The sequence below is a fragment of the Flagellimonas crocea genome (assembly GCF_033441595.1).
In the GTDB taxonomy this organism is placed as follows: Bacteria; Bacteroidota; Bacteroidia; order Flavobacteriales; family Flavobacteriaceae; genus Flagellimonas; species Flagellimonas crocea.
Genome location: NZ_JAUZVX010000002.1, coordinates 384,907 through 411,422 on the forward strand (window position 1 = coordinate 384,907; position 26,516 = coordinate 411,422).

Annotated in this window: 20 protein-coding genes; 15 read left to right on the forward strand and 5 right to left on the reverse strand. The window is 44.4% G+C overall.

What is annotated here, in order from left to right; all coding sequences use genetic code 11:
* Window positions 1–97 precede the first annotated feature (97 nt).
* From SD449_RS06930 to tsaB, 9 genes are all read left to right on the forward strand, one after another.
* Window positions 98–1,342, forward strand: coding sequence for an ABC transporter permease (locus SD449_RS06930; protein WP_318309545.1), 1,245 nt, complete (start codon window positions 98–100; stop codon window positions 1,340–1,342).
* 12 nt (window positions 1,343–1,354) lie between these two features.
* Window positions 1,355–2,611: an ABC transporter permease gene (locus tag SD449_RS06935; RefSeq protein WP_318309547.1), complete on the forward strand. Its 1,257-nt coding sequence runs from the start codon at window positions 1,355–1,357 to the stop codon at window positions 2,609–2,611.
* Window positions 2,612–2,647: 36 nt separating this feature from the next.
* Window positions 2,648–3,748, forward strand: coding sequence for an efflux RND transporter periplasmic adaptor subunit (locus SD449_RS06940; protein WP_288978529.1), 1,101 nt, complete (start codon window positions 2,648–2,650; stop codon window positions 3,746–3,748).
* 108 nt (window positions 3,749–3,856) lie between these two features.
* Window positions 3,857–4,558: an ABC transporter ATP-binding protein gene (locus SD449_RS06945; RefSeq protein ID WP_318309548.1), complete on the forward strand. Its 702-nt coding sequence runs from the start codon at window positions 3,857–3,859 to the stop codon at window positions 4,556–4,558.
* Window positions 4,551–5,780, forward strand: coding sequence for an ABC transporter permease (locus SD449_RS06950; protein ID WP_318309549.1), 1,230 nt, complete (start codon window positions 4,551–4,553; stop codon window positions 5,778–5,780). Before SD449_RS06945 ends, SD449_RS06950 begins: the two co-directional genes overlap by 8 nt.
* A 59-nt stretch (window positions 5,781–5,839) precedes the next feature.
* Window positions 5,840–7,039: an ABC transporter permease gene (locus SD449_RS06955; protein ID WP_318309551.1), complete on the forward strand. Its 1,200-nt coding sequence runs from the start codon at window positions 5,840–5,842 to the stop codon at window positions 7,037–7,039.
* A 38-nt stretch (window positions 7,040–7,077) separates the two neighbouring features.
* Window positions 7,078–8,196 carry an efflux RND transporter periplasmic adaptor subunit gene (locus SD449_RS06960; RefSeq protein ID WP_318309552.1) on the forward strand — a complete coding sequence of 373 codons (1,119 nt, stop codon included), beginning with the start codon at window positions 7,078–7,080 and terminating at the stop codon, window positions 8,194–8,196.
* Window positions 8,197–8,238: 42 nt separating this feature from the next.
* Entirely contained in the window at window positions 8,239–9,588 is a 1,350-nt protein-coding gene (locus SD449_RS06965; RefSeq protein ID WP_318309554.1) for a TolC family protein, read from the forward strand.
* Between the two features lie 16 nt (window positions 9,589–9,604).
* Window positions 9,605–10,285: a tRNA (adenosine(37)-N6)-threonylcarbamoyltransferase complex dimerization subunit type 1 TsaB gene (gene tsaB, locus SD449_RS06970; protein ID WP_318309556.1), complete on the forward strand. Its 681-nt coding sequence runs from the start codon at window positions 9,605–9,607 to the stop codon at window positions 10,283–10,285.
* On the opposite strand, the gene SD449_RS06975 is transcribed toward tsaB, so the two are convergent.
* The 4 genes from SD449_RS06975 to SD449_RS06990 form a co-directional block, all read right to left on the reverse strand.
* Window positions 10,282–11,109: a mechanosensitive ion channel family protein gene (locus SD449_RS06975; protein WP_318309557.1), complete on the reverse strand. Its 828-nt coding sequence runs from the start codon at window positions 11,107–11,109 to the stop codon at window positions 10,282–10,284. The two genes, tsaB and SD449_RS06975, sit on opposite strands and share 4 nt — an antisense overlap.
* Before the next feature lie 88 nt (window positions 11,110–11,197).
* On the reverse strand, window positions 11,198–13,300 hold the full coding sequence (locus tag SD449_RS06980) for a thioredoxin domain-containing protein (protein ID WP_318309559.1): 2,103 nt from the start codon (window positions 13,298–13,300) through the stop codon (window positions 11,198–11,200).
* A gap of 64 nt (window positions 13,301–13,364) precedes the next feature.
* Window positions 13,365–13,565, reverse strand: coding sequence for a dodecin family protein (locus tag SD449_RS06985; RefSeq protein WP_318309560.1), 201 nt, complete (start codon window positions 13,563–13,565; stop codon window positions 13,365–13,367).
* A 71-nt stretch (window positions 13,566–13,636) separates the two neighbouring features.
* Window positions 13,637–14,533: a NifU family protein gene (locus SD449_RS06990; protein ID WP_318309561.1), complete on the reverse strand. Its 897-nt coding sequence runs from the start codon at window positions 14,531–14,533 to the stop codon at window positions 13,637–13,639.
* 124 nt (window positions 14,534–14,657) lie between these two features.
* Here SD449_RS06990 and SD449_RS06995 point away from each other — a divergent pair, with 124 nt between their 5' ends.
* On the forward strand, window positions 14,658–15,653 hold the full coding sequence (locus SD449_RS06995) for a PorP/SprF family type IX secretion system membrane protein (RefSeq protein ID WP_318309562.1): 996 nt from the start codon (window positions 14,658–14,660) through the stop codon (window positions 15,651–15,653).
* Window positions 15,654–15,736: 83 nt separating this feature from the next.
* On the opposite strand, the gene SD449_RS07000 is transcribed toward SD449_RS06995, so the two are convergent.
* Window positions 15,737–16,909: a VWA domain-containing protein gene (locus SD449_RS07000; protein WP_318309563.1), complete on the reverse strand. Its 1,173-nt coding sequence runs from the start codon at window positions 16,907–16,909 to the stop codon at window positions 15,737–15,739.
* 197 nt (window positions 16,910–17,106) lie between these two features.
* Here SD449_RS07000 and SD449_RS07005 point away from each other — a divergent pair, with 197 nt between their 5' ends.
* The 5 genes from SD449_RS07005 to SD449_RS07025 all read left to right on the forward strand — a co-directional run bounded on the left by SD449_RS07005 (window position 17,107) and on the right by SD449_RS07025 (window position 26,514).
* Window positions 17,107–19,323 carry a tetratricopeptide repeat-containing sensor histidine kinase gene (locus SD449_RS07005; protein ID WP_318309564.1) on the forward strand — a complete coding sequence of 739 codons (2,217 nt, stop codon included), beginning with the start codon at window positions 17,107–17,109 and terminating at the stop codon, window positions 19,321–19,323.
* Window positions 19,323–20,054 (forward strand): LytR/AlgR family response regulator transcription factor, encoded by a 732-nt coding sequence (locus tag SD449_RS07010; protein WP_318310237.1) that lies wholly within the window; start codon window positions 19,323–19,325, stop codon window positions 20,052–20,054. Before SD449_RS07005 ends, SD449_RS07010 begins: the two co-directional genes overlap by 1 nt.
* 57 nt (window positions 20,055–20,111) lie before the next feature.
* Window positions 20,112–20,627, forward strand: coding sequence for a gamma carbonic anhydrase family protein (locus SD449_RS07015; RefSeq protein WP_318309565.1), 516 nt, complete (start codon window positions 20,112–20,114; stop codon window positions 20,625–20,627).
* A 128-nt stretch (window positions 20,628–20,755) separates the two neighbouring features.
* Window positions 20,756–21,640: an ACP S-malonyltransferase gene (gene fabD, locus SD449_RS07020; RefSeq protein ID WP_318309566.1), complete on the forward strand. Its 885-nt coding sequence runs from the start codon at window positions 20,756–20,758 to the stop codon at window positions 21,638–21,640.
* Window positions 21,641–21,762: 122 nt separating this feature from the next.
* The gene (locus tag SD449_RS07025; RefSeq protein ID WP_318309568.1) at window positions 21,763–26,514 is read left to right on the forward strand and encodes a T9SS type B sorting domain-containing protein; all 4,752 of its coding nucleotides are present in this window, start codon (window positions 21,763–21,765) and stop codon (window positions 26,512–26,514) included.
* Window positions 26,515–26,516 lie beyond the last annotated feature (2 nt).

The following is a 26,516-nucleotide window of genomic DNA, read 5'->3' on the forward strand; positions in this document are numbered from 1 at the left end:
CATTGAAATGATTTTCACTTTTTACTGTAACAATTTGTTATTTTGATTGTCTTATAGATGAATGTTCGCGTTCTTCATCAATCAAAATCACTAACCTATGTTCGACCTTGAGCGGTGGCAAGAAATATTTGACACCATACGAAAGAACAAACTCAGGACCTTTTTGACCGGGCTTTCCGTGGCATCCGGCATATTTATATTGGTCATTCTTCTTGGATTTGGACAGGGAATGCGCAATGGTATCGAAAATGAGTTCAAGCAAGATGCCTCCACCAGTGTATGGGTGTGGCCCGGTGTAACTTCCAAGGAATATAAAGGCCTTAACCCAGGGAGGCGAATTCAATTGGTCAACGAAAATTATACCAAGGCAAATACCATGTTCGATGATGATATAGAATATGGGTCGGCCCGTGTATTTGTACGCGGTGTCAGTGTCAACTACGGTAAAGAAGCCCTTATTTACGGAGTTCAGGGCGTAGCCTCCGATTTTCAATTTATAGAGAATGCCCAAATATCAGAAGGGAGATTCATCAATTATCAAGATGAAATTTCCAATGGTAAAGTGGCCATTATAGGGGACAAAATTAAAAAGGATGTTTTTGGAGAGGTGGAAACGCCCATCGGAGAATTTATCGATATTTCAGGAATACCCTTTAAGGTAGTAGGAGTATATAAAGAAATGGAGGACCGGGAAGAAGAACGTATTTATATTCCCATAACCACCGCGCAGCGAACCTTTAATGGCGGCAACCGGGTAAACAATATGACCTTTACCCTGCCACCCGTGGAGAATTTTGATAAGGCCGTTGCCCAAGCGGTAGATTTTAAAAATGGCCTTCGACAGTATTTACAGCAGACCCATACCATAGCTCCGGATGATACTGGGGCGATTGAGGTGTGGAGCGCCATGGAAGAGGCCAAACGCTATTATGGGCTTACCAATAACATAAAACTATTCTTCTGGTTTGTGGGCGTGTGTACCATTATCGCAGGAGTGGTAGGCGTTAGCAATATTATGATGATTGTAGTAAAGGAACGTACCCGCGAAATTGGGATACGAAAAGCACTTGGGGCCAAACCTTGGTCCATTATCGCAATGATACTTCACGAGGCTATTTTCGTGACCGCGATTTCCGGTTTCGGGGGACTGATTTTTAGTATGGCCCTTTTGGAAATAGTAGGGCCCAATATCGAGGTGGATTACATTATGAATCCCTCGGTCAACTTCAATGTGGCCTTTTCCACCGTAATCGTTTTGATAGTGGCCGGGACCCTCGCAGGTTTTGTTCCTGCCTACAAAGCGGCAAAAGTAAAAGTAATAGAATCCTTAAGAGACGAATAACCAAATACAGCTATGTTCAATAAAGATAGATGGCGGGAAATAATCGAGGTGCTCACAACCAATGTGTGGCGTACCATCTTTACCGCTTTTGGGGTATGTTGGGGCATTTTTATCCTTATTGTTCTTTTGGCGGCCGGCAAAGGCTTGGAAAATGGTATTAAACAGGATTTTGGGGATACAGCCACCAATACCATGTTTATGTGGACCAGGGCCACAACCAGGTCCTACGAAGGTTTGCCAAAAGGGAGAAGCTTTGAATTTAAAATTGATGATGTGCAGGCCCTAAGGGACAATGTTCCCAATTTAAGGTTTATCTCGCCCCGCAACCAATTGGGTGGTTTTGGGGGCAACAACAACGTGGTGCATGGTCTGCGCACCGGGGCGTACAATGTATATGGGGATTACCCGGAAATTATCAATCAAGACCCAATGGCGGTGACCTCCGGCCGTTTTTTGAACTATAACGATATCCGGGAGAAAAGAAAAGTGGCCATCATCGGCAACGGAGTAAAAAATGACCTTTATGACAAGGATGAGGAAGCTTTGGGAACTTATATCAAAATTCAGGGCGTAAACTTTATGGTCATAGGCACCTATAAGAAGAACAACAGCGGTGGGGGCGAAGAGGGCCAAAAGGAAATATTTGTACCATTCACTTCATTTTCACAGGCATTCAATAGAGGAGAGAATGTTGGTTGGATGGCCATAACCGCAAACGACGGAAGTTCCATATCACAGCTCAAGGATAAAATTGTGGATGTGATGAAAAAACGTCACAAAGTCCACCCGGAAGACACACGGGCCGTGGGTTATTTTGACCTTTTTGAACAATACAACCGTGTAGAAAGCCTGTTTGGAGCATTAAAGGCCGTGGCCTATATCGTGGGAATCATGGTTCTGCTCTCCGGTATTATCGGGGTGAGCAACATTATGCTCATTGTGGTGAAGGAGCGCACCAAGGAAATAGGCATACGCAGAGCGCTGGGCGAACAACCATGGTCCATAAAAAAGCAAATCTTGATGGAGTCCATTTTCCTGACTTTGATATCGGGTATGGTAGGCATCATATTCGGTTCCTTGGTCATTTTTGGCATCAACTCGTTGCTGGACAGTGTGGGCCCTGTGGATATGTTTATGAGCCCAAGCGTTAGTGTGGGTGTGGTAACCGGCGCCTTGACCATTTTAATGGTATCCGGGCTTTTGGCGGGCTTCATTCCTGCACAGAGCGCAATCAGGGTGCGGCCCATCGAAGCATTGCGAAATGAATAATATTTAAAAGAATCAATCAATTAACAATTATAAAAAATGAAAAAATCGGTAACCATTGTCATCTTGCTGCTCATCGTAATAGTGTTCGGTGGCTCCATGTACTACCTGTATCAAAAAAATGCCGAAGACCCGGTGGTCTATCAAACGGAGACACCATCCAAACAAACCATTGTGAAAAAGGCGGTGGCCACGGGGAGCATTCTTCCTTTGGAAGAAGTATTGATCAAACCCAATATCTCAGGCGTGATCGAGGAAATATATGTGGAAGGGGGCGATTACGTAAAATCGGGAGATCTTTTGGCAAAAATCAAAGTAGTGCCCAATCTTTCTGCACTTAATGATGCGAAAAATGCAATCGATGAGGCCAAGATCAGTTTGGATGATCAAAAACGCAATTACGAACGGCAGTCCACGCTATATGGGAAGGGTGTCATATCCAAAACAGATTTGGAGCGTGCTGAAGTTTCGTATGATCAGGCAAAACAGGCATATGCAGCGGCCAATAAGCGCTACGATATTGTAAAAACCGGAACTACGAGCGGATTGAGCAGTTCGGCCAATACCATGATCAGGGCCACCGTAAGCGGAATGGTGCTTGAGGTACCTGTAGAAGTGGGCAATCAGGTCATCGAAAGCAATACCTTTAACGAGGGCACCACCATTGCAGCCATTGCCGATGTGGACAAGATGATCTTTGAGGGCAAGGTCGATGAATCCGAAGTGGGAAAGATTAAAGAAGACCTTCCTTTGGAAATAACCGTTGGTGCCATAGAAAATCGGGTTTTTGATGCCGTATTGGATTATATCGCACCCAAGGGCAAAGAAGAGAACGGGGCCATTCAGTTTGAGATCAAGGGAACCCTAAAAAAGAACGATACAGTCTTTATCAGGGCAGGTCTCAGTGCCAATGCATCCATTATTTTAGCACGGGCCGATAGCGTTTTGGCAGTAAAGGAAGCATTGGTCCAGTTTGATGATGATAGCAAAAAACCGTTTGTAGAAGTGGAAACCGCCGACCAAAAGTTTGAAAGAAAAGACGTTGAATTAGGGGTGAGCGATGGCATTTTTGTAGAGGTAAAGTCAGGCATAGCCACAACAGACAAGATAAAGGTGTGGAACGCCCTGGCCGAAGAATAGTGCACAAAAAACACTGTTTGAAAAAAAAAGTAAAAAATCTTGTAACATTTTAACAACATCTATGTCTTACTAGCAGAAGTAAAAGTAAGATAGCTAACATCATCAATCATGATAGAAATCAAAGACCTTCATAAATCCTATAAAATGGGGACCAACTCCCTTCATGTTTTAAAGGGAATAAATTTTAAAGTAGAGGATGGCGAGCTTGTTGCCATAATGGGATCTTCCGGGTCTGGTAAATCCACCTTATTGAATATTTTAGGAATGTTGGACGGTGCTGATTCCGGTGATTATACCCTGGATGGCGTTCCGATCAAAAATTTGAGCGAAACCAAAGCTGCCCAATACCGAAATAAATTCTTGGGGTTCATCTTCCAATCCTTCAACTTGATCAACTACAAAAGTGCGGCAGAAAATGTGGCACTACCATTATACTACCAAAAAGTACCAAGAAAGGAACGCCAGGAAAAGGCCATGCAATATTTGGAAAGAGTGGGTCTAAAACCATGGGCCGATCACCTACCAAGTGAGCTTTCCGGTGGGCAAAAACAAAGGGTGGCCATAGCGCGTGCCATGGCAGCAGAGCCCAAGGTGCTTTTGGCGGATGAGCCAACCGGGGCACTGGATAGTAAAACGTCCTATGAGGTAATGGATTTGATCCAAAAAATCAACGATGAAGGAAACACCATTTTGGTCGTGACCCACGAAGAGGACATTGCTCACATGTGCAAACGAATCGTGCACCTAAAAGATGGTGTTATCGTTGAGGATAAAAAAGTGGAACAAGTAAGAGCGGAACAGTATGTTTGATCGGGACGTTTGGCAAGAAATATTCAACACGCTTAAGACCAATAAACTGAGAACCTTTTTAACGGGATTTTCCGTGGGGTGGGCCATCTTCATTTTGGTGATGCTTTTGGCGTCGGTTAATGGAATGCAAAATGGTTTTGTCGGCCAGTTCAACGATGATGCCACCAATTCCATTTTCGTTCGTACAGGAACCACGGCCAAGGCCTACGGTGGTTTTGAGGCGGGCAGACGCGTTCAGTTAAAGAACGATGATCTCGAATATATCAAGCAAAGTTTTCCGAAAGACATCGAATATATAAGTGCCAGATACTATTCCAACACAACAGCGAGGTACAAAGAGGAAACAGGGTCTTATTCCGTTCAGGCCACCCATCCGGACCATCAGGCCATAGAGAAAACCCTAGTGGTCGCCGGAAGGTATATCAACGAAGCAGATATTGTCAACAAGGCAAAGGTGGCGGTAATCGGAAGAAAGGTAGCCGAAGACCTCTTCAAAAATGAAGATGCACTGGGGAAATTTGTGGAATTCAACGGCTTGCCTTTTCGGGTGATCGGAATCTTTACCGATGATGGTGATGATAACGCAGAAAGAAGAATTTATGCCCCTATAAGTACCTACCAGCGCATTTATGGGAACACCAACGAAATTGCAAGTATCGCATTGACCTACAATCCCAATTATGATTTGACCGAGGCTTTGGAATTTTCCGAGCGATTGGAAATTTTGATGAAGCGAAGGCATAAAATAGCTCCCGATGACCAAGCTGGACTAAATGTATGGAACTATGCCGAGGCGTTCAATGATATCAGCAGTTTTACCGCAGTATTGAAAGGAATTGGTATCGGAGTCGGTTTTTTGATATTGATAGCTGGAATCGTGGGTATCGGAAACATTATGGTGTTCACCATTAAAGAGCGAACCAAGGAAATTGGGGTGCGGAAAGCATTGGGTGCCAGACCACGTCAGATTGTCAATCTAGTACTGTTGGAATCCGTGTTCATTACGGCCATTTCAGGTTTTGTTGGATTATTGTTCGCTTGGATGATATTGGCAGCCATTGGTCCCATGATCGAGACACCGGCATTCAGTAATCCTTCGGTAAGCCTTTCCGTAGTGGTCACGGCCACTATAATATTGATTATTGCAGGCGTGTTGGCAGGTTTGTTGCCGGCCATGAAAGCTGCAAATGTAAAACCCATTGTAGCACTAAGCGATAAATAGTTATGTGGTTATTTGATAGAGATTTGTGGATAGAAATTTTTCATACCCTGGGCAAGAACATGTTCAGGACTTTCCTGACCATGCTTGGGGTAATCTTTGCCATGATTATTTTGGTGCTGTTGCTTGGCTCTGCCAACGGTATGAGCAACGGGTTCAATAAAATATTTGCGGGAACAGCTTCCAATAGCCTGTTCGTTTGGGGGCAATCAACCTCTGAACCATATAAAGGTTTTGAACGGGGAAGAAGAATCAATTACAAACTGGAAGATGCGGAAATCCTAAAAAGACAAATTCCAGAAATTGAAGTGCTTGCTCCACGAATTGAGCTTGCGGACCATAGAGGTACGGTAAGCGTCTACAGAAACGGACAGACGAGTGGTTCTGCCGTTTATGGGGACTTTCCCGAAATAGACAATATCACCAAAAAGAAATTGGTGGAAGGTAGGTTCCTGAACCAAACCGATATTGAGGACTCCAAAAAAGTGTGTGTAATCGGGGAGGAGACCTATAAGCTTCTTTTTGAGAAAGGTGAGAAGGCCATGGGGCAGGAAATCCGTATCAACGGAGTGTATTTTACCGTTGTGGGAATATACAAGCCCAACAACAATATCAACATTGATGGAGAGAATGCAGTATTCATTCCGTTCAGTACTTTTCAAAAAGCGTTCAATTCAGGTGATAGAATGGGGTGGATGGCCATTGCTGTGGAAGAGAACACACCCGTACCTTTCGTGGAAAGCCAGATCAAGAGTATCCTAAAGACCAAATACGATATCCATCCGGATGATGAACGTGCCATCGGCAGTTTTGATATGTCGGAGATATTCAACAACATTACGGCATTTACCACGGTGTTGCAAGGATTCTCCTTCTTTGTGGGGATTTTCACCCTGCTGGCAGGTGTCATCGCAATTAGTAATATCCTTTTGATCACCGTAAAGGAACGTACGCAGGAAATCGGGGTGCGACGCGCACTTGGGGCGACCCCCGTAATCGTAAAACGACAAATCGTGGTCGAGGCCATAGTGTTGACCGCTTTTGCCGGACTGGTAGGATTTGCTGTTGCAGTGGGGATATTATCCATTATGAATGCGATGTGGGGCAGTGGGGATAATTTCCCCTTTGTGAAGCCCATGATCAGTATTCCACAGTTTATAGTATCCTTTATTTTGATGGTGGGACTAAGCGTGTTAATTGGTTTATTGCCCGCAAACCGTGCCGTTAGGATCAAACCTATCGACGCATTAAGAGAAGAATAATCATCAATACAATTAAATAACGAATCAAATAAGCAAGAATGAACAAGTATGTAAAATACGGATTGATAGGGGTAGTGGTCATTGGTATTTTGGCCGCTGTAGTCTACTTTTTAAAGCAGAACAGTACTCCTGTAGAGCTGTATAAAACCGAAACAGCAGAACGAAAGGACATCGTAAATAAAGTAATCGTTACCGGAAAGGTGATACCTGAGGACGAGATCAACATCAAGCCTCAAATTTCCGGGATCATTGATAAGATCATGCTTGAAGAAGGGGTCCGTGTAGAGTCTGGAGACCTTATCGCAGTGATCAAGGTGGTTCCGAACGAGCAATCCTTGAACCAGGCAGCTGGCCGTGTACGCAATGCCGAGCTGGCACTGAACAATGCGAAATTGGAATATGATAGGAACAAGACCTTGTTCGATAAGGGGGTAATCTCCAATCAGGACTATAACAACCTTAAGTTGACCTACGAACAGGCAATGCAAGAATTGAAAAATGCCCAGGCCGATTATCAGATTATTAGAAAAGGATCGGCAGGAGGTTCATCCAGTGCCAATACCAATATTAGGGCAACGGTATCGGGGACCATTCTTGAAATTCCCGTAAAAGAAGGTGATCAGGTTATTCAGAGTAACAACTTTAACGAAGGTACCACCATCGCCACGATCGCGGATATGTCCAAAATGATTTTCGAAGGTGAAGTGGACGAGGCGGAAGTTGGAAAACTGAGCGTGGGCATGCCTTTGGAAATTAGTCTTGGGGCCTTGGAAGAACAAAAGTTCGATGCCAAACTAAAGTTCATCGCACCAAAAGGTGTTGAGGAAGAAGGTGCCGTGCAGTTTAAGATCGAAGGTGACCTGGATGTAAAAGCGAGCGACAGTACTTCATACGTTAGGGCAGGTTATAGTGCCAACGCTTCCATTGTATTGGAAGAAAAGAAAGATGTATTGGCAATCAAAGAAGCGTTGCTTCAATTTGATAAAGATACCGAACAACCTTATGTTGAGGTCCAGGTAGGAGAGAACAAGTTTGAGCGTAAGGACCTAGAATTGGGTGTAAGCGATGGAATTGATGTAGAGATTGTTTCAGGAATCGATGAAGATGCCAAAATCAAGGTTTGGAACAAGCTTGAGAAGAAATCCGACGAAAATTAATCAATGCTGACCATCATTTAATAAACCAAAATCAAAAAACGAATGAAAAATAGCATAACGATACTTCTACTGTTGCTCGCCGTTTCTTTTTCCAGCGCGCAAATGCGTAAATGGACATTAGAGGAATGTGTGGCGTATGCAGTGGAGAACAACTTGACCGTAGAACAATTTGAACTGGATCTGGAGAATGCTAAGATCGATAAATCCGATGCAGTGGGCAACCTGCTCCCAAGCTTGAACGGAAACGCTTCGGCATCGAGCAACACGGGTTTCTCCATTAACCCTACGAACAACTTGCCGACAAATAGCACGGCAAACAACGTAAATATCAGTGCCACCTCTAGCATAACCCTTTTTGATGGATTGCGAAACATCAACCAGTTGCATAGGGCCAAAATGAACGCGATTGCGAACCAATACCGTTTGGACAACTTAAAGGACGATATTCGTTTGAACGTGGCCAATGCCTATTTGCAAGTGGTTTCCAACAAGGAACAGCTCAAGACGTTCAGGGCGCAATACGCCGTTACCGAACAGGATTTAAAGCGTACCAAGGAATTGGTGGAATCCGGAGTGTTGCCAAGAGGAGATCTTTTGGAAATCGAGGCCACGGCCGCCAATCAAGAACAACAAATCGTGAATGGCGAGAGCAATGTTCTGATTTCTCGTATCAATCTAGCACAATTGCTTCAAATTACCGATTATGAGAACTTTGATATAGCGGAAGAGGAGTTTGATATTCCTCCATCCGATATTCTAGATAATTCACCTAAGGTGATATTCGACAAGGCCATGACCTTTAGGAACGATATCAAGTTTTCAGAATCCAATGTGGAATTGGCCGAACAAGATGTTAAAATTGCAAAGGGTGCTTATTTGCCAACGCTATCGGCTTTCTTTCAATACGGCACAAGGTATTCGGATGTAACCCAGATTCCTGATGGTAACGGGGTTCCCTATACGCCCAGCCTAACAGACCAATTATGGATTTTTGATGGTATCAGTTATGGGGCACAGTTGAGCATCCCTGTTTTCAACGGCTGGAGTACGCGTAACAATGTGATGCGATCTAAAATCAGTTTGGAAAAGGCAAAATTGCAGTTGGATCAGGATAAGTTGGATTTGGAAAACACCATTCAGCAAGCCTATGTGGATGTGAATACTTTTGAAAAGGCCTATGCGGCCGCTCAAAAAACATTGGAGGCAAGAAGTTTGGCGTACGAGTATGCCAAGGAACGCTATGATGTAGGGTTGATGAACGCTTTTGACTTTAGTCAAGCACAGGCAAGGGTGGAGAATGCCCAGGCCGATGTGATCCGCACCAAATATGAATATATCTTCCGATTAAAAATATTGGAGTTCTACTTTGGTATACCAATTTCATTAAACTAGTATATTTGTGGCCGCTATGGCCATACTATTACATTTAGAAACAGCGACCACCAATTGCTCGGTGAGCATTGCAAAGGATGACACGATGGTTGTCTTAAAAGAGAACAACGCCGCGAACTATTCGCATTCAGAGCAATTGCACGTATTCATAAAAGAAGCCTTGAAAGAGGCTTCTTTGTCATTTTCGGACCTTGATGCCATCGCTATCAGCAAAGGACCAGGTTCGTACACTGGACTACGTATAGGCGTATCCGCAGCCAAGGGATTGTCCTTTTCGTTGGATCTTCCCTTGATTTCAGTTCCAACATTGCAGGGCATGGCCCATCAGGTGAAACTTAAGCCTGGAGAATTGGTGATTCCCGTTCTGGACGCTAGACGGATGGAAGTGTACTCCGCAGTGTACAACGACCAATACAAAGAAATCCGTGAAACACGTGCAGAGGTAATCAACGAAGAGTCATTTGCTGATTATATATCGGACCATAAGGTATATGTTGTGGGAAGCGGTGCCGAAAAATGTAGGGGTGCCTTGCGACACCCCAATTTTGTTTTTGATACCAATGTGGTTCCATCTGCAAAGCAAATGGTTGCCATTGCTTTTGAGAAGTTCAAGTCCAATGAGTTTGAGGATGTGGCCTATTTTGAGCCTTATTACCTCAAGGACTTTGTGCTCCAGCAAAAAAAGAAGAAAAATTAATCTTCCAATGCCTTGTGCATAACCCGTTGTGGGAACGGAATCTCGATTCCTGCGGCATCAAAGCGTAATTTGGTCTGTTCAATTACATAAAAGTGCGCTGGCCAAAATACATCGTTATTGGCCCAAAAGCGTAGGGTCAAGTTAACGGAACTGTCCGCCAATGCACCCACATATACTTCGGGCGCGGGTTCGGTGTTAATGCTCGGATTATCCGCACAAATCTGCAAGAGAATATCTTTGGCCTCTTTAATATTGGAACCATAACCTATCCCAACATCAATTTTGTCCCTACGGGTGTTTTCCATATTGTAGTTTATAATGTTGCCATTGGACAATTGTCCGTTCGGGATAATGGCGATCTGGTTGCCGAAAGTGCTCAATTTGGTATTGAATATGGAAATTTCCTTGACAGAGCCGTCGACCCCTTGTGCGGAAATCCAGTCCCCTACCTTGAAAGGTTTAAATATCAATATAAGGACGCCTCCGGCAAAATTGGCCAAGGACCCTTGCAGGGCCAAGCCAATGGCAAGACCTGCGGCACCCACAATGGCTACCAAGGAAGAGGTCTTGACCCCTAACTGCGTGATTACCAAAACAAACAACAATGCTTTTAGGGTAATACTGATAAAACTTTGTAGAAAGGATTCCAAGGTTTCATCGTAGTCCTTCTTCTTGAAAAAACGGCGCACCATTTTATTGATGAAGGTAATGACCCAAAGTCCGACAAAAAATATGACAATGGCCGTTACGATATTGGGAACGATCCCAACGACCCATTCAATGGCATGGTCTGCGTATTCCTGATAATTTTCTAATTCTTTCATGATGGTTTCTAGTTTAACTGCAACGTAATTAATAATCAGATGAAATAAAAAAAATGGTTTTTAAACAAATGTTAATCTTAATCTTCGACTATATCTGTTTTAAAGCCTCCTCCACATTTGTTACGGGTAGTTTACAAGCTCCTTCAATACAGATGTAGATCAATGTGCTTCCGTCTACGGCCCTGTTTTTTAACAACTCGATTTCCCCTTCTTTTGCTGATCCCAATAAAACGCTGTTCGGTACGTACTCCATACCGATTTCTTGCCCTAATTGTTGATGATTTTGTCCAACGATGGCTATTTCATAAAAATTCTGGTTCTGGAAAAGCACCAAGTGCAGCCAATTGGAAAAACTTTGGGCCCTGCGGTCAAAGTCCTTTTGCACGTTTTTGAGCATTTGTTCCGATGTTTTTCCATAGGTTTCCCCGGGATAGATTTTGTGCATTTTGAACAGGTTGATGGCCATCATGGAGTTGGAGGATGAAATAACGTTGTCGTCCACCTCGATGGTTCTTCGAATCAAGGATTGATTTATATCCGAAGTATAAAAGAACATTCCTGAAGCTTTGTCCCAAAAATGCATTTGTGTGTAATCGAGAAGTTTTTTGGACAATTGGAGCCATTTGTCATCAAAAGTGACCTCATAGAGCGAAAGGTAAGCATCGATAACGGTGGCATAATCATCCAAAAAAGCATTGATACTGCTCTTTCCTTTCTTGTGGTTTCTATAAAGGGAGTAATCCTCCTGGATCATTTTTTCTTCAATGAACTTGGCGTTTTTCAACGCAAGGTCCAAGTAATCTTTGTTGCCCAAATACCTGTAGGCATCCACAAGGCCTTTGAGCATCAATCCGTTCCATGAAGTCAATATTTTATCGTCCAACCTAGGTCTTGGGCGCTCGTTCCTTTCCTTTTTTAGGATGGCTAAGGCCTCTTTTATGGTTCCCTCCAATTCTGAAGTGGATATATTGAGCTTCTCCGCAATTTCCTCATCAGACTTGTCCCTAATGAGCACATAGTTCCCATTTTCCCATAGACCATAGGAGTTGATATTAAAATATTCTTGGAATATTTCGTAATCCTTGCCAAGTAGCTCCATAAGTTCTTCCTTCGTCCAAACGTAATAAGCGCCTTCCTCAAGTTTTCCGTTTTCATCAAGGCTGTCGGCATCCAAAGACGAATAGAAACCACCGCTTTCGTCCAAAAGTTCTTCTTTTACAAAGGCAATGGTCTCCATGGCCACGTTTTTGTAAAGGTCGTTTTTGGTGACCGCGTAGGCTTTGGCATACAGACTTGTCAGTTGGCCGTTGTCGTACAACATTTTTTCAAAGTGCGGAACATGCCATTTGGTGTCCACGGCATATCTTGAAAACCCGCCTCCAACGTGGTCGTAAATCCCGCCGAACGCCATGCGTGTGAGGGTGGTGTCCACAAACTCCATGATCTCCGGTTTGTCCATTGTAGTGGCATAGTGCAATAAAAAGTCCCAATTGTTGGGCATCATGAATTTTGGTGCCTGTTTATGACCTCCCAGAAACGTATCAAAATATTGTGACCAATTTTGGACGGCCCCATCCAACTGCTCTAAAGTGTACAGGTCACTTTTGTCATTATTTTCCACTAGGTTGATGGCTTGGAGTCCATTTGCCAAATCCTCGGCATATTTCGTTACTCTCGGCTTGTCGGTCTTATAAAGTTCAACAAGTTGGTTCAAGGATTTTATCCAGTTGTCCTTGGGAACGTAGGTGGCGCCCCAAAAAGGTCGTCCGTCCGGCAGGGCAACTATGTTAAGGGGCCATCCACCCTGCCCGGAGATCATTTGAATGGCATCCATGTAGATCTGGTCAACGTCCGGCCGCTCTTCACGGTCTATTTTAATGTTGATGAAATTTTCGTTCATTATCTTGGCCACCTGTTCGTCCTCAAAACATTCCTCTTCCATCACGTGGCACCAATGGCAGGCAGCATACCCGATACTGATGAGCAATAGTTTGTCCTCTTTTTGAGCACGTTCCAGCACATCTGGGTGCCAAGCTTCCCAGTTTACGGGATTGTGGGCATGTTGTAATAAATAGGGGCTCGTCTCATGGATGAGCGCGTTGGTATATTTGTGGGTCACTTCCTCAGATTTTTCTTTGCAGCCAATGGCTGCGGTTCCAATTAGTATTAAGCAAAGTATTTTTTTTACCATCAGTATATTTGGACATAAAAAAATGCGTCCAAACATGGACGCATTGTTAGTTTTATACAATTTGTTACTGTACTTCAAAGGTAATTTTAACGTTTACCCTGTAATCATCGATTTTTCCATCCTTCACCGTGGCACTTTGCTCGTTGATGTAGATGGAACGAATATTTTTAACGGATTTTGAAGCTTGTTCCAAGGCGTTGTTGGTTGCATCTTCCCAACTTTTACTGGAATTCGCCAATACTTCAATTACTTTTAAAATTGCCATGGTCAATGTTTTTTTTGATTCCCTTCAATATAATAAATTTTGATGGAAATATGCCAGTAAAATCCGTAAAATTAACCGTTTAGGGCAACCACCTCCTTGATTTTTTCGCCCATCATGTTCTTGAGCATCGTCTCGATACCGTTTTTTAAGGTAAAGGTGGACGATGGGCATCCGCTACATGCTCCCTGAAGGATTACGCTTACGGTTCCGCTTTCTTCCTCGTATGATTGGAAGAGGATGTTCCCGCCATCGCCTGCAACCGCTGGTTTTACGTATTCCTCCAAAATATCGATGATCTGTAGGGAGGTGTCATCATAATCCGCACCGGTCTTTTTTTGCTCTACGGTTTCCTTGCTTTTTTGAATTGCCTCGGCTGTCACAACGTCTTTGCCATCGGCCAAGTAGTCCCTGATAAATTCTCTTAGTTGCATATTGATCTCTTCCCAATCGGCAACCTCGTACTTGGTCACGGACACGTAGTTTTCATCCATAAATACCTCTTTCACAAATGGAAGGTGAAAAAGTTCTTTGGCCAAGGGCGAGTCTTTCGCCTCGTCAATATTTTTGAACTCGTAGGTTGAAGGAACTATACGTTTGTTGGAAACAAACTTCATAACCGCTGGGTTGGGAGTAACTTCCGCATATACGGTAATGGGCTGTTTCTTTTTCACATCCTCTTCATGCACAACGGGCTCGCCCGCGTTAAGGTACTCGACCAATTGCTGGGCGACTTCGTCCTTCACGTCGTCCCATTCCACAATATCAAAACGTTCCAAGGCCACAAAATTGCTGGAAATGTAGACGGTTTTGATAAATGGAAGGTAAAAAAGCTGTTGGGCCAAGGGAGAATTCTTGGCCTCATCTATGTTTTTATATTCGTAGTTGCCCTTCACCAAAAAATGATTGGCCTCCAACTTGATGATCTTGGGGTTGTTGGTTGGAACAACGGTAATGTTGTACTCTTTCATATGGAATATTTGATGCAAAAATACCAATACTTACGATGCGCAGCAAAATATTATAATAATGTGTTGAGCTTACCGTTATCATATTGTTTTATAACAACAGACAACCATTAGCCCCAATCGTCACATGAGACGTATTTTAACCTCTATTATCATCGCCCTGTTTTTTGGGTCCATGGCCAAGGCACAGGAAGGCATTCCCGTGTACTTTGATTACTTGGCGGACAATTACTATTTGGTATATCCGTCCATGGCCGGGATAGCCGAAGGGACCAAGATTCGTCTCACTGCCAGAAAACAGTGGTTCAATGTGGACGAAGCACCCAGTTTGCAAACCCTGAACATCAATTCAAGGGTAGGGGAACGAAGCGGAATCGGGGGTATTCTTTTCAACGACTCAAACGGGTATCATTCCCAAACAGGATTTAAGGCAACATACGCGCATCATTTGCAATTGGCGGGCGATTTTAGAACCTTGAACCAATTGTCCTTTGGGTTGAGTGCCGGGGTTATTCTGAGCAGTTTGGACGAAACCGAATTTAGATCGGTGATTCCAGACCCTATCGTTACCGGGGTAAAAAACACCACCAGTTATTTTAACGTGGATCTAGGTGCATCCTACAATTTGTTGGAGTTTTATGCGCATGTCGCAGTTTTGAACCTTTTGGGTAGCGGAAGAGATCTTTACACTGCTGCGGAGTTCGATAATTTGAGGAGATACCTTTTTTCAGTAGGCTACGTTTTTGGGAACAAGACCCGAATAGAGCCTTCCATTTTATTCCAAATGACGGATTTTACCAAAGAGAAGACCGTGGATCTGAACGCGAAAGTCTACCGGGATGTAAGTTTTGGGACCTTATGGGCGGGATTGTCCTATCGTCGTAGTTTTGACGGTGCCCAATATCAATCCAATGGGGCATTTGGGGAGCAGCGATTACAATTGTTTACGCCGATCATCGGTGTTAACGTAAACCGATTCATGTTTTCCTACAACTATTCCTATCAGTCCGGTGATATCCGTTTTGACAATGGAGGCTTTCATCAAATTACTTTGGGGTATGACTTTGGACAGAGCGATCAAGGGAAGCGTTACGACTGTTATTGCCCCGCGGCAAATAATTAGTCCCTGAAAGAACTTAATGGATGTGAGTTCGAGCGCAGACGAGGACATCTAAGACATCCCCACTACGCTCGATATAACACAATTTATTTGTCCCAAGTATAATTTTTCTTCGAAGCCTGCGCTTTGATGGCCGATAGCATGGCATTTTCAAGTTCGCCCATTTCCTCTTTCTGGTTTGCTGCAATGTACGCCTCACGCTTTGCATTGAGTTCTTGGATCTGCTTTTGGATTTCCTCGCGTTCGGCTTTCTTTTGATTCACATAATTTTTAATCTCACTTTCAGATTTTCCCTGAAGCTCTTTGGGCAGATCTTTGTCCTTTAGTTCACGGAGTACGGTTTCGTCCTCTTCGGCGGCATCCACCAAATCCCATTGGGAGTTTTTGTACAACCTGGAGCTTTTGCTCACGGTTCGCTTTATGACCACGGCCTGTTCCATCTCGGCCGCATTGGCATCTTGCACCGACTGAAGCTCCTTTTTTTGCCTGCCTATATCACCATAAGAAATATATGTGTTGTTGAGTTTTGAATTGAGTTGGATGATAATATCATCGTAAGGTGTGTCAATGTGAACCACTTGTCTGTTGTGGTCGATTGCGATATACTCGCCACCTGTGAGGATGGCCCCATTTTTCCATTTGGTGGAAATCCCTTGGTCATAATTGCCGCAAAAAATGGTGTTCACAATAACATCCTTTTCCTTGGCATTGGCCACTGCATCCTTGTAATCAAGTTTGCCTTGGGTAAAGGGTTCGTTGCCCGCAATAAAGATCATTTTAAGGTCATCCGCATTTTTGCCCCAATCCAATTGTTTTAATGAGGTATGGATGACCTCACCACAATATTCTTCACCGCCATTTGTGGTTAGCGAGAATAATTTCTCCGAAATCTCGTCCAGATCATTGCTGAAGCCCAAAACTTGTCGGATGTATCCCTCTTGGGACGAAAGATTGTCATTCCCATACTCGTAAAGTGCGATTTGAAGAGAAGGTCTGATATTTGTCCCGCATTTTGCATGGGTAAATTCGTTTACAATATCCCATAATTGAGCCTTGGCCTGATTGATCAACCCATCCATGCTGTTACTGGTGTCCAGCAATAATGCGATTTTTACATATTGTTCGGCCGGTTTTTTCTCCGCCGACCGGGTCACCAATATGGTTTTTTGATGGTCTTGGGCCTTAAGGTCGCAACCATAGGTTGTTCCCGCCAATAATAGGAAAAATGCTGAAGCCCAAATTTGATTGATGTGTTTCATGATGCAATTATTTTAAAGTTGGGGTAAATCTACCGGCAACATATATGGATTAAAAACCAGAATGAGTGAAACGACCTTTACGTTGAGGGACCGTACCCGTTGAATTTGTAATCTGGGATATTCGGTGTCTTTTTTGCTCTGATTCGGGAAAGACTCATTTTTTAAAATGCTTGGGATGCACTATGTTTACCTAAGATATGATGCGCAAAGCTTACATAGTAATATTGTTTTTGCTTACCACACTCGGGACTTGGTCGCAAGTGGGTGGTGAACAGGGACAGATGCAAATAAGGGGTTCCGTAAAGGGCAGGGAAAATTTTGTGCCCATTTCTGGCGTACAGGTTTCTACGGACAAGGGGCAATTTACAAGAACGGATGCTTTGGGAGAATTTACGATACGGGCCTCCATCGGGGATATGTTGATCATTGAAGGGCCCGAGCTCGAAACCGTTCGCTACCGCATAAAATCCAATGAAGATGTGGATGTGCTGGTAGAGGGATATGTGGCATCCGGAACGGCCAGCAAAGAAAAGAAAGAGACATCCAGAAAAATGAACGGGTTAAGGGACCATCAAAGGTTTTTGGATTCGGCCAACTTTTATAAAAGGACGGATCTGGAAAAAAGCATCGATTTTATCGCCCGGTCGATGGAACCCTTGGGAAGTTCAGGAAATAAAAAGGAGCTTTCGTCCTCCCTTCGCACGCTTGGCGAAATTTATCTTTTCCATAAGCAATACGATCTCGCCATCACCAACTTCAAGGATGCCTTGGCGGCCCAGGAATCCAATAGGACCAAATTAGAATTGGGCAAGGCCTACGTGCTCAATGGTGATCATGAAGATGCCGTTTCCGTTCTGGAGCCATTGATAACCGTTAAAAATATGGTGCCCTATCAGCGGGTGGAACTTTTTGAAACGTTGGGGGATGCCGAAAAAGAACTGGCCAACCTAAAGCAGGCCCAAGATTATTACCGGCAGGGTTTGGTAATCGCGAAAAAAAATCAAATCTCGCCCAAAGAGATAGATCTGAGCACCAAGATCGCGGATGCCTTTGCCAGTGAGGACAGAATAATCGAAGCAGAGGGTTTTTATCAGAACTCATTGGATCTATCAAAACAAGTGGCTCCTGAAAGATTGATTCAGGAAAGCGAAAAAGTGGCCGATTTCTATAACAAAAAAAGTAGGTACGAAGACGAGATTCAGTTACGCAAGAGGAACTTGGATGAACTGAAACAATTGCCCAGATCGGCTGTGGCCGCTTCGGGACAATCAATTTCGGCCAGTGACACCATAACCACACAGCGCATCAACTATAAAATTGCCAATGCCTACATTGCGCAGGACAAGTTGGACGAGGCCATTCCATATTTGGAAAAAAGTATTGTGGAAGCGGATAGGGACGATGATCTGGTGGTCCAAAAGGATGCCACCCGTAAATTGTCCGAAGTATATCGCTATAAAGGGGACTACACCAAGGCTTTGGAATCCTATCAAGATTATGTTGCCGTAGTGGATAGCCTTTATGTGCGCAAGGAACAGGAAATTTCGAGGGCCGCACGTTTCAATCGCGAAATAGCCAATACGCAGAACCGTATATCCAGTCTGGAACAGGAACGCGAACTGAGCCAGAGCAAATATAATCTCGCCGTAACCGAACAACAGTTGTACGAGGAGACCAGCAAACGACAAAAATGGATTATTTACTCCTTGGTATTTGGTATCGCGCTAATGGCCCTTACCGCCCTGTTGTATTATCGGAGCAACCGGCAACAAAAATTGGCCAATAATCTTTTGGCGCTAAAGTCGCTCCGCACACAAATGAACCCCCACTTTATTTTTAACGCTCTCAATTCCGTGAATAATTTTATTGCCAAGAGCGATGAACGGAGCGCCAACCGGTTTTTGAGCGAGTTCTCCGTGTTGATGCGCAGCGTGCTCGAAAATTCTGAGGAAGACTTTATCCCGTTGGCCAAGGAATTGGAACTTTTGGAACTATATGTAAAACTGGAACATTCCCGGTTTTCGGATAAGTTTGATTATCAAATTGAGGTGGATGGCAAAATTGATATCGATGCATTCCAAATCCCACCGATGCTGTTACAGCCTTATATTGAAAACGCCATTTGGCACGGATTAAGGTATAAAGAAGAAAAAGGATTCTTGAAAATATTGGTGAGACAGGTCACCAACGACATGCTCGAGATACGTATTGAGGACAACGGTATTGGTAGAAAAAAATCGGCAACCTTGAAGACTGCCAATCAAAAGAAACAGAAATCAAAAGGAATGGGCAACATACAAAAAAGGATCCAGATCTTGAACGATATGTACAAGAACAGGGTCGAGGTATCCATTTCCGACCTCAATGGCGACCAAACAGGAACACGGGTATCCCTAAAACTCAAAAAACAATGATGAAACTTAAAGCGGTTATTGTAGAAGATGAAGCCAACAGTCGGGAAATCCTACGAAACTATTTGGCCAAATACTGCGAGAATGTCACATTGTTGGGAGAGGGAGCCACCATTCAAGAAGGGCTGGAGCAGATAAAAAAGCATGGCCCCGACTTGGTATTTTTGGATGTGGAGATGCCCTTCGGCAATGCGTTCGACCTGTTAGATCAAATCCCTGACCGCACTTTTGAGACGATTTTCGTGACAGCGTATAATCAATATGCGATGGATGCATTGAATCATCATGCGGCCTATTATTTGATGAAGCCTATCAATATTGATGAATTGATTAAGGCGGTTGACTACGTAAGAGCAATCAAAGAAAAGGAAAATGCCCTGGAAGGACAGGTGCTTCAAGCAAGGCCGATAAAGGCAGAGGGAAAAATAACTTTGCCCCAGCAGGATGGATTCCAAGTTTTGGATGTTGGGGAGATTTATTTTTGCAAGGCAGACGACAATTACACAGAAATCTATCTGGAAAAGAAAAAAATAGTGGTGAGCAAGACCTTAAAATATTTTGAGGAAGCACTGGAACCCTACTCTTTTGCCCGCATCCATAAATCCTATTTGGTGAACGTGGCCGAAGTAGTCAAGTACAAAAAGGGAAAGGGGGGCAGTGTGGTGCTCTCCAACGGCAAGGAACTTTCCGTATCCGCCTCCAAAAAAGCCGATCTATTGTCATATTTTCAATAAATTGACATTTAGACCAATTTGTAGGTCAGATTGATAAAATTTTCAAACTTCATCAACATGATTATAAAATCTGTCAGGGGCAAATCCCCCGAAATAGGAAAGGATTGTTATATAGCCGAGAACGCCACTATTGTGGGCGAGGTGACCATGGGCGATCAATGTAGTGTGTGGTTCAATGCCGTTATCCGGGGAGATGTCCACTTTATTAAAATGGGGAACAAGGTAAATGTCCAAGATGGTGCCGTAATCCACTGTACCTACGAAAAGTCCCCAACTACCATTGGCAACAATGTTTCCATTGGGCACAATGCCATTGTACACGGGTGCACCATTAACGATAATGTGCTCGTTGGAATGGGGAGCATCATCATGGACGATTGTTTGGTCGAAAGCAATTCCATTATCGCCGCTGGGGCGGTGGTTACCAAAGGAACCCATGTGCAGGCAGGAAGTATTTATGCCGGAATGCCCGCAAAAAAAATAAAGGATATCAGTCCAGAGCTTTCTTCGGGTGAAATAGATAGGATTGCCAACAATTATGTAAAGTATTCCAGTTGGTTCAAGGAAGACTAAAGATACAGTCTCCAAAAATCCAACAATTGAACTATCAAAAAACCCGCGAAATCCAACATTCCGACAATCCAACAACCCATAAATGCAATATTCCCTATTTTTGTCCCACTCAAAAAAACTAGATAACGATGAACGCATATATTTTTCCAGGACAAGGAGCACAATTTGTAGGAATGGGATTGGACCTTTACGAAAACCACTCCGAAGCACAGGAACTTTTTGAAGCCGCAAATGAGATCCTTGGCTTTTCCATTACCGACATTATGTTCGAGGGTACAGCGGAAGATTTAAAACAGACCAAGGTGACCCAACCCGCCATTTTTTTACATTCAGTGATCTTGAGCAAGGTCTTGGGCGATGGCTTTAAGCCCGATATGGTAGCTGGTCACTCTTTGGGGGAATTCTCCGCTTTGGTGGCCAATGGCACTTTAAATTTTAAAGATGGACTGAAGTTGGTCTCCCAACGTGCACTTGCCATGCAAAAAGCATGTGAGATACAGCCCAGTACCATGGCCGCAGTTTTAGGATTGGAAGACGAAACGGTGGAAAGAATTTGTGCGGAAGTGGACGGCATCGTGGTGCCTGCCAATTACAATTGTCCGGGTCAATTGGTGATTTCCGGGGAAGTGGATGCGGTAAACGTGGCCTGCGAAAAAATGAAGGAAGCCGGCGCAAGAAGAGCGTTGCTGTTGCCCGTGGGAGGGGCGTTTCATTCACCATTGATGGAACCTGCAAGGGAAGAACTTGCCGCAGCTATCGAATCCACGGCATTTAAAGTGCCGAGTTGTCCTATTTATCAAAATGTGACCACCACGGCAGTTTCGGATTCCGAGGAAATCAAAAGGAATTTGATATCGCAATTGACCGCACCTGTAAAATGGACGCAAAGTGTGCGCCAAATGGTCAAAGATGGGGCTGTATCCTTTGTGGAAGTAGGACCTGGCAAGGTATTGCAGGGCTTGGTGAAAAAAATCCATCCAGAGGTCGAAACCAGTTCTGCAACGGTTTCGTAGATTACAAAAACAGTTTATCCGAATAAACCTAGATTTAAACTAATTGGCAAGGAATGTTCCTTGCCTTTTTTGTAATATTGGTAGCCCCAAATCACCGACACCTACTTAGCTTCTAAACAAACTTGAAACTGATTGAATTGGTGATGTCAACCTTATCTCATAAATCCTCAAATAGCCATAGGATTTCCACAAATCGTGGAAATGTTTTTTTTGTTCTTTTCTTTTTGTTGGGGATTGGATTGGGGTTTGGGCAAACCATTAGCATAAACGACCCCGCTCCGGTTGCAGAGGGCGATGCCCTTACGGCGACGCTCACCTTCACGGTCAGTCTGGACGTTGCTGACCCTTTAAACGATACCACGGTCAACTATACCATAAGCGGCGGCAACGAGGATGGCACCACTGCGAACGTTGTGATCCCCGCGAACAGCACAAGTGCGACGATAGATGTCACCACCAACGGCGACACGGTGATAGAGGCCGACGAGACGGTGACGGTCACTCTGAACTCCACGGACAACGGTACCCTCAGTGCCACCGAAAATGTGGGCACGAGCAGTTTTACCGATGACGACTCGGTGGTAGTCTCGATAGACGACCCCGCTCCTGTCGGGGAGGGCGATGCCCTTACCGCGACCCTTACCTTCACGGTCAGTCTGGACGTTGCGGATCCTTTTAGCGATACCACGGTCAACTATACCATAAGCGGCGGCAACGAAGACGGCACTACCGCGAACGTTGTGATCCCCGCGAACAGCACAAGCGCGACGATAGATGTGACCACCAACGGCGACACGGTGATTGAGGCCGACGAGACGGTGACGGTCACTCTGAACTCTACGGACAACGGTACCCTCAGCGCCACCGAAAATGTGGGCACGAGCAGTTTTACCGATGACGACACGGCCTCAATAATCATCACCGAATCAGATGGAAATACAGCTACTTCGGAGGATGGAACCTCGGATACTTTTGATGTAGAGTTGGGAGCACAACCATTAACCGATGTTGTGATCAACGTGGTTTCCAGTGATACAGGGGAGGGCGATGTGAGCACTGGTCAGTTGACCTTTACCAACGCAAATTGGGATACCTCGCAGCAAATTACCGTCACGGGTATCGACGATGATATTATTGATGGTACACAACCTTATACTATTACAGTGAGTGTGGTTGATGCATCAAGTGATGATGAGTTTGATGGTCTTTCCGAAGTTGTATCCGCTCAAAATACGGACAATGATACAGCAGGCATAACCATATTGATATCAGATGGTAGCACCATAACCTCTGAAAATGGTGGCGCCGATACTTTTGATGTAGTATTGGATGCAGAACCGGCAACTGATGTGGTGCTTGATGTGGTATCGGATGATACAAATGAAGGTACTGTTTCTCCTGCAAGCTTGACATTTACTTCAGGAAATTGGGACGCTCCACAAACCGTTACGGTCACTGGGGTGGATGATGTAATTATTGATGGCAACCAACCCTATAATGTGAGCGTAACCGTGAACAATGGTTCCAGTGATGCCGACTTTAGCGGGCTTTCTGAAATAGTTTCCGTGGACAATACCGATAATGATTCCGCCAGCTTTACCATTGTTGAAAGCGACGGTTCCACCAATACTTCCGAGGATGAAACAACGGATATTTTTACGGTGGTGTTGAATGTTCAACCGAGTAGCAACGTAGTTTTTAATGTTGTTTCCCAAGATACAGGAGAGGCCACAGTGGCCCCATCTATTTTAACTTTTACACCAGCCGATTGGGATACCCCTCAACAGGTAACGGTAACCGGGGAAAACGACTTTATTATCGATGGCCCCCAAACTTTTGATATCAATGTAACCGTTGATGATGCCAACAGCGATGATGCTTTTGATACCTTGACAGATACCGTTTCCATAACCAATTCCGATGACGATGTAGCCGGGTTTACCGTTGCAGAATCCGATGGAAACACTTTGGTCTCTGAATCAGGAACAACGGACACTTTTACGGTTGTTTTAAATCGAGGAACCGTTTTTAATAATGTAATCATCGATGTTTCATCAGAAGATATTACGGAAGGAACAGTTTCTCCATCAACCTTGACATTTACCCCAGGAAACTGGAATGTTCCTCAAACTGTGACCGTAACTGGCGTTGATGACGTAGTTGTTGATGGACCAGTCGATTTTGATGTGGTTTTGGATGTGAATAACAGTAGCGCCGTCTCATATGTATTCCTTCCCGACCAAACTGTCAATGTGGAAAATACCGACAACGATAGTGCATCAGTAACTATCGCAAATGCAAATGGAAATGAAGATGATGGTCCTATAACGGTTTCAGCAACTTTGAATAACGCAGTAGATGGCGGTTTTTCCGTAAATGTTTTGTCCTCCAACGGTACGGCAACAACCGCAAGTTCCGATTACACCGCAGTCAACGAAATCTTGACGTTTGCAGGTACTGCTGGTGAAGTGCAGACTTTCGAGGTCCTTCCAACGGCCGATGCCCTTATTGAGACAAACGAGACAGTGATTATTTCCATGGGATCATTGTCCGGAACAACATTTACGGTCGATATTTCGGACACGGCAACCATTACCATTATTAATGACGATTCTTGTGCTGCAGGTGCGGCAACACCTATTTTAAATGATACGGGTAGGCAATTCTGTGTAGAAGTATTAGATGATTTTAGCCAAGAACTTGACGAATACGTGGATGGTGTCGCTCCATCTGGTTCACAATTGGTATGGAGTACCAGCTCCGATACCAGTCTATCGGGTGCTTATCTGAGCTCTAGTGTGGTCACGGGTACACAAGTGTCTGCTCAAGACACCTATTATGGATTTTACTACGATAGCCTTAACGATTGTGCAAGTCCAAACACAGTGGAAGTTGTCCTATCTGTAAACGAAGAACCCAATCCCGGAACCACTACGGCGGTCTCTCGTTGCTCTGATTCGGGAAGCGGAAACAACACGATTCTTGATCTTGACGATAGATTAACTGGTGAAGATGCCGGATTTTGGACGCTGACAAGCTCACAACCTGGGGCGTCAATAACCATTGATGACAGTAACATTGTAAATTTTGATGGACAGCCTTTGGGCAATTATACCTTCACCTATACCGCTACGGCCTCAGGAATTTGTGCCGATCAAACGGTGGATTTGATAGTTACCATAACCGACTGTTCCGGCCCTTGCGATGCTGGGGATTCTGCGCCCGTTTTTAATGGGGACGATACTACTATTGAATTTTGCGATGTAATCAGCACGGACTTGAATACCTATGTCAGCAGCACGCCCCCTGCCGGCACCTCCTTGATTTGGAGCACAAGCTCCGAACCTTCGGAAACCGGAGCTCATCTGAATAGCGGAAATGTGGTGGAACCAGGTACCTATTATGGGTTCTTTTACGATGAAACCAACGATTGTGGAAGTCCGGTATTGGCAATCACACTGGTACGTAATTTCACTCCAGTCATAGAAGGCACCGTTGGGGACACTTCCTGTGGGGCAAGTATTTTGAACTTAAGCGCGACCGCTTCGGTATCGGATGACAGCACTATTAGTTACAGATGGTACGATGCCCCTACGGGCGGAAACATTGTAGGTACCAGTGCTACGTATAACACCAACACGTTGAGCGAGACCACATCATTTTATGTAACGGCATCTGCCAATGGATGTGAATCCGAGAGGGTCGAAGTTGTAGCAACAATAAACGATACGCCTTCGGCCGGGACGGCTACAAATACAATAGCATGTAATGTTGCCGGAAATGGCGGGCCCAATGTAATAGATTTGGACAATACCCTCACCGGGGCAGACCCTGGATCATGGGCCATTGTTACGGACCCATCCGGTGGCACTTTGACCATTGGGGCTGAAAACAATGTAAACTTTGAAGGATTACCAGGCGGAAACTATGTTTTCGAATATACCACCACGGCGGAAGCACCTTGCAACCCGACCTCGGTTCAGGTAACCATTTCTGTGAGTGATTGTATCGTGGACACAGATGGTGACGGCCTTACGGACGGAGAGGAAACGAATCTGGGCACGGACCCCAACAATCCAGATTCCGATGGGGACGGGTTGACCGATGGAGAGGAAGTTTTGGTAGTGGATGATTCCAATACTGAAGCTGTTCCAGAGAATGCTACAGATCCATTGGATCCTTGCGATCCTTTCTTAACACCGGATTGTAATCCCTCGGATATTGATTTGGCCATTACCAAAGTGGTCGACGATGAAGAGGTCCTTCTAAATTCTGAGGTGACCTTTACCATCACCGTTCAAAATACTAGGACCATGGATAGGGTATTGGATATCGTGATTAGCGATGTATTGGAAAGTGGGTTTGTTTATGTGGACGATTTTGCTTCTAAGGGAGATTATGATGAAACCACAGGCGAATGGACCATTGCCGAATTGGATGCAGAAGAAACCGTTACCTTGGAAATTACCGTAATGGTCGTTGAGGCAGGAACCTTGCAGAATACGGCAAGTCTTTTATCATCCTTCCCCAATGATGAAATTCCCACTAACAACACTGCAACGGCAACGGTGTTGGTCAACCGTAGTGGATGCGAAGACCCAGGAACCATTTGTAACATATTTTCACCCAACGGAGACGGTGTCAATGATACCTTGAAATTGGTCGGTTCAGATGGTCTGTATGACCAAGCATCCTTGGAAATATTTGATCGCTACGGAAACAGTGTTTTCCAAATGGATGGCTACGATAGCTCATGGGACGGAACAGGCAAGAACGGGGATTTGCCCAAGGGCACCTATTTCTATATCCTGGACCTGAATGGCGATGGAACGGATGTGGTGAAAGGATGGATACAAATTGTAAGGAACAACTAAAA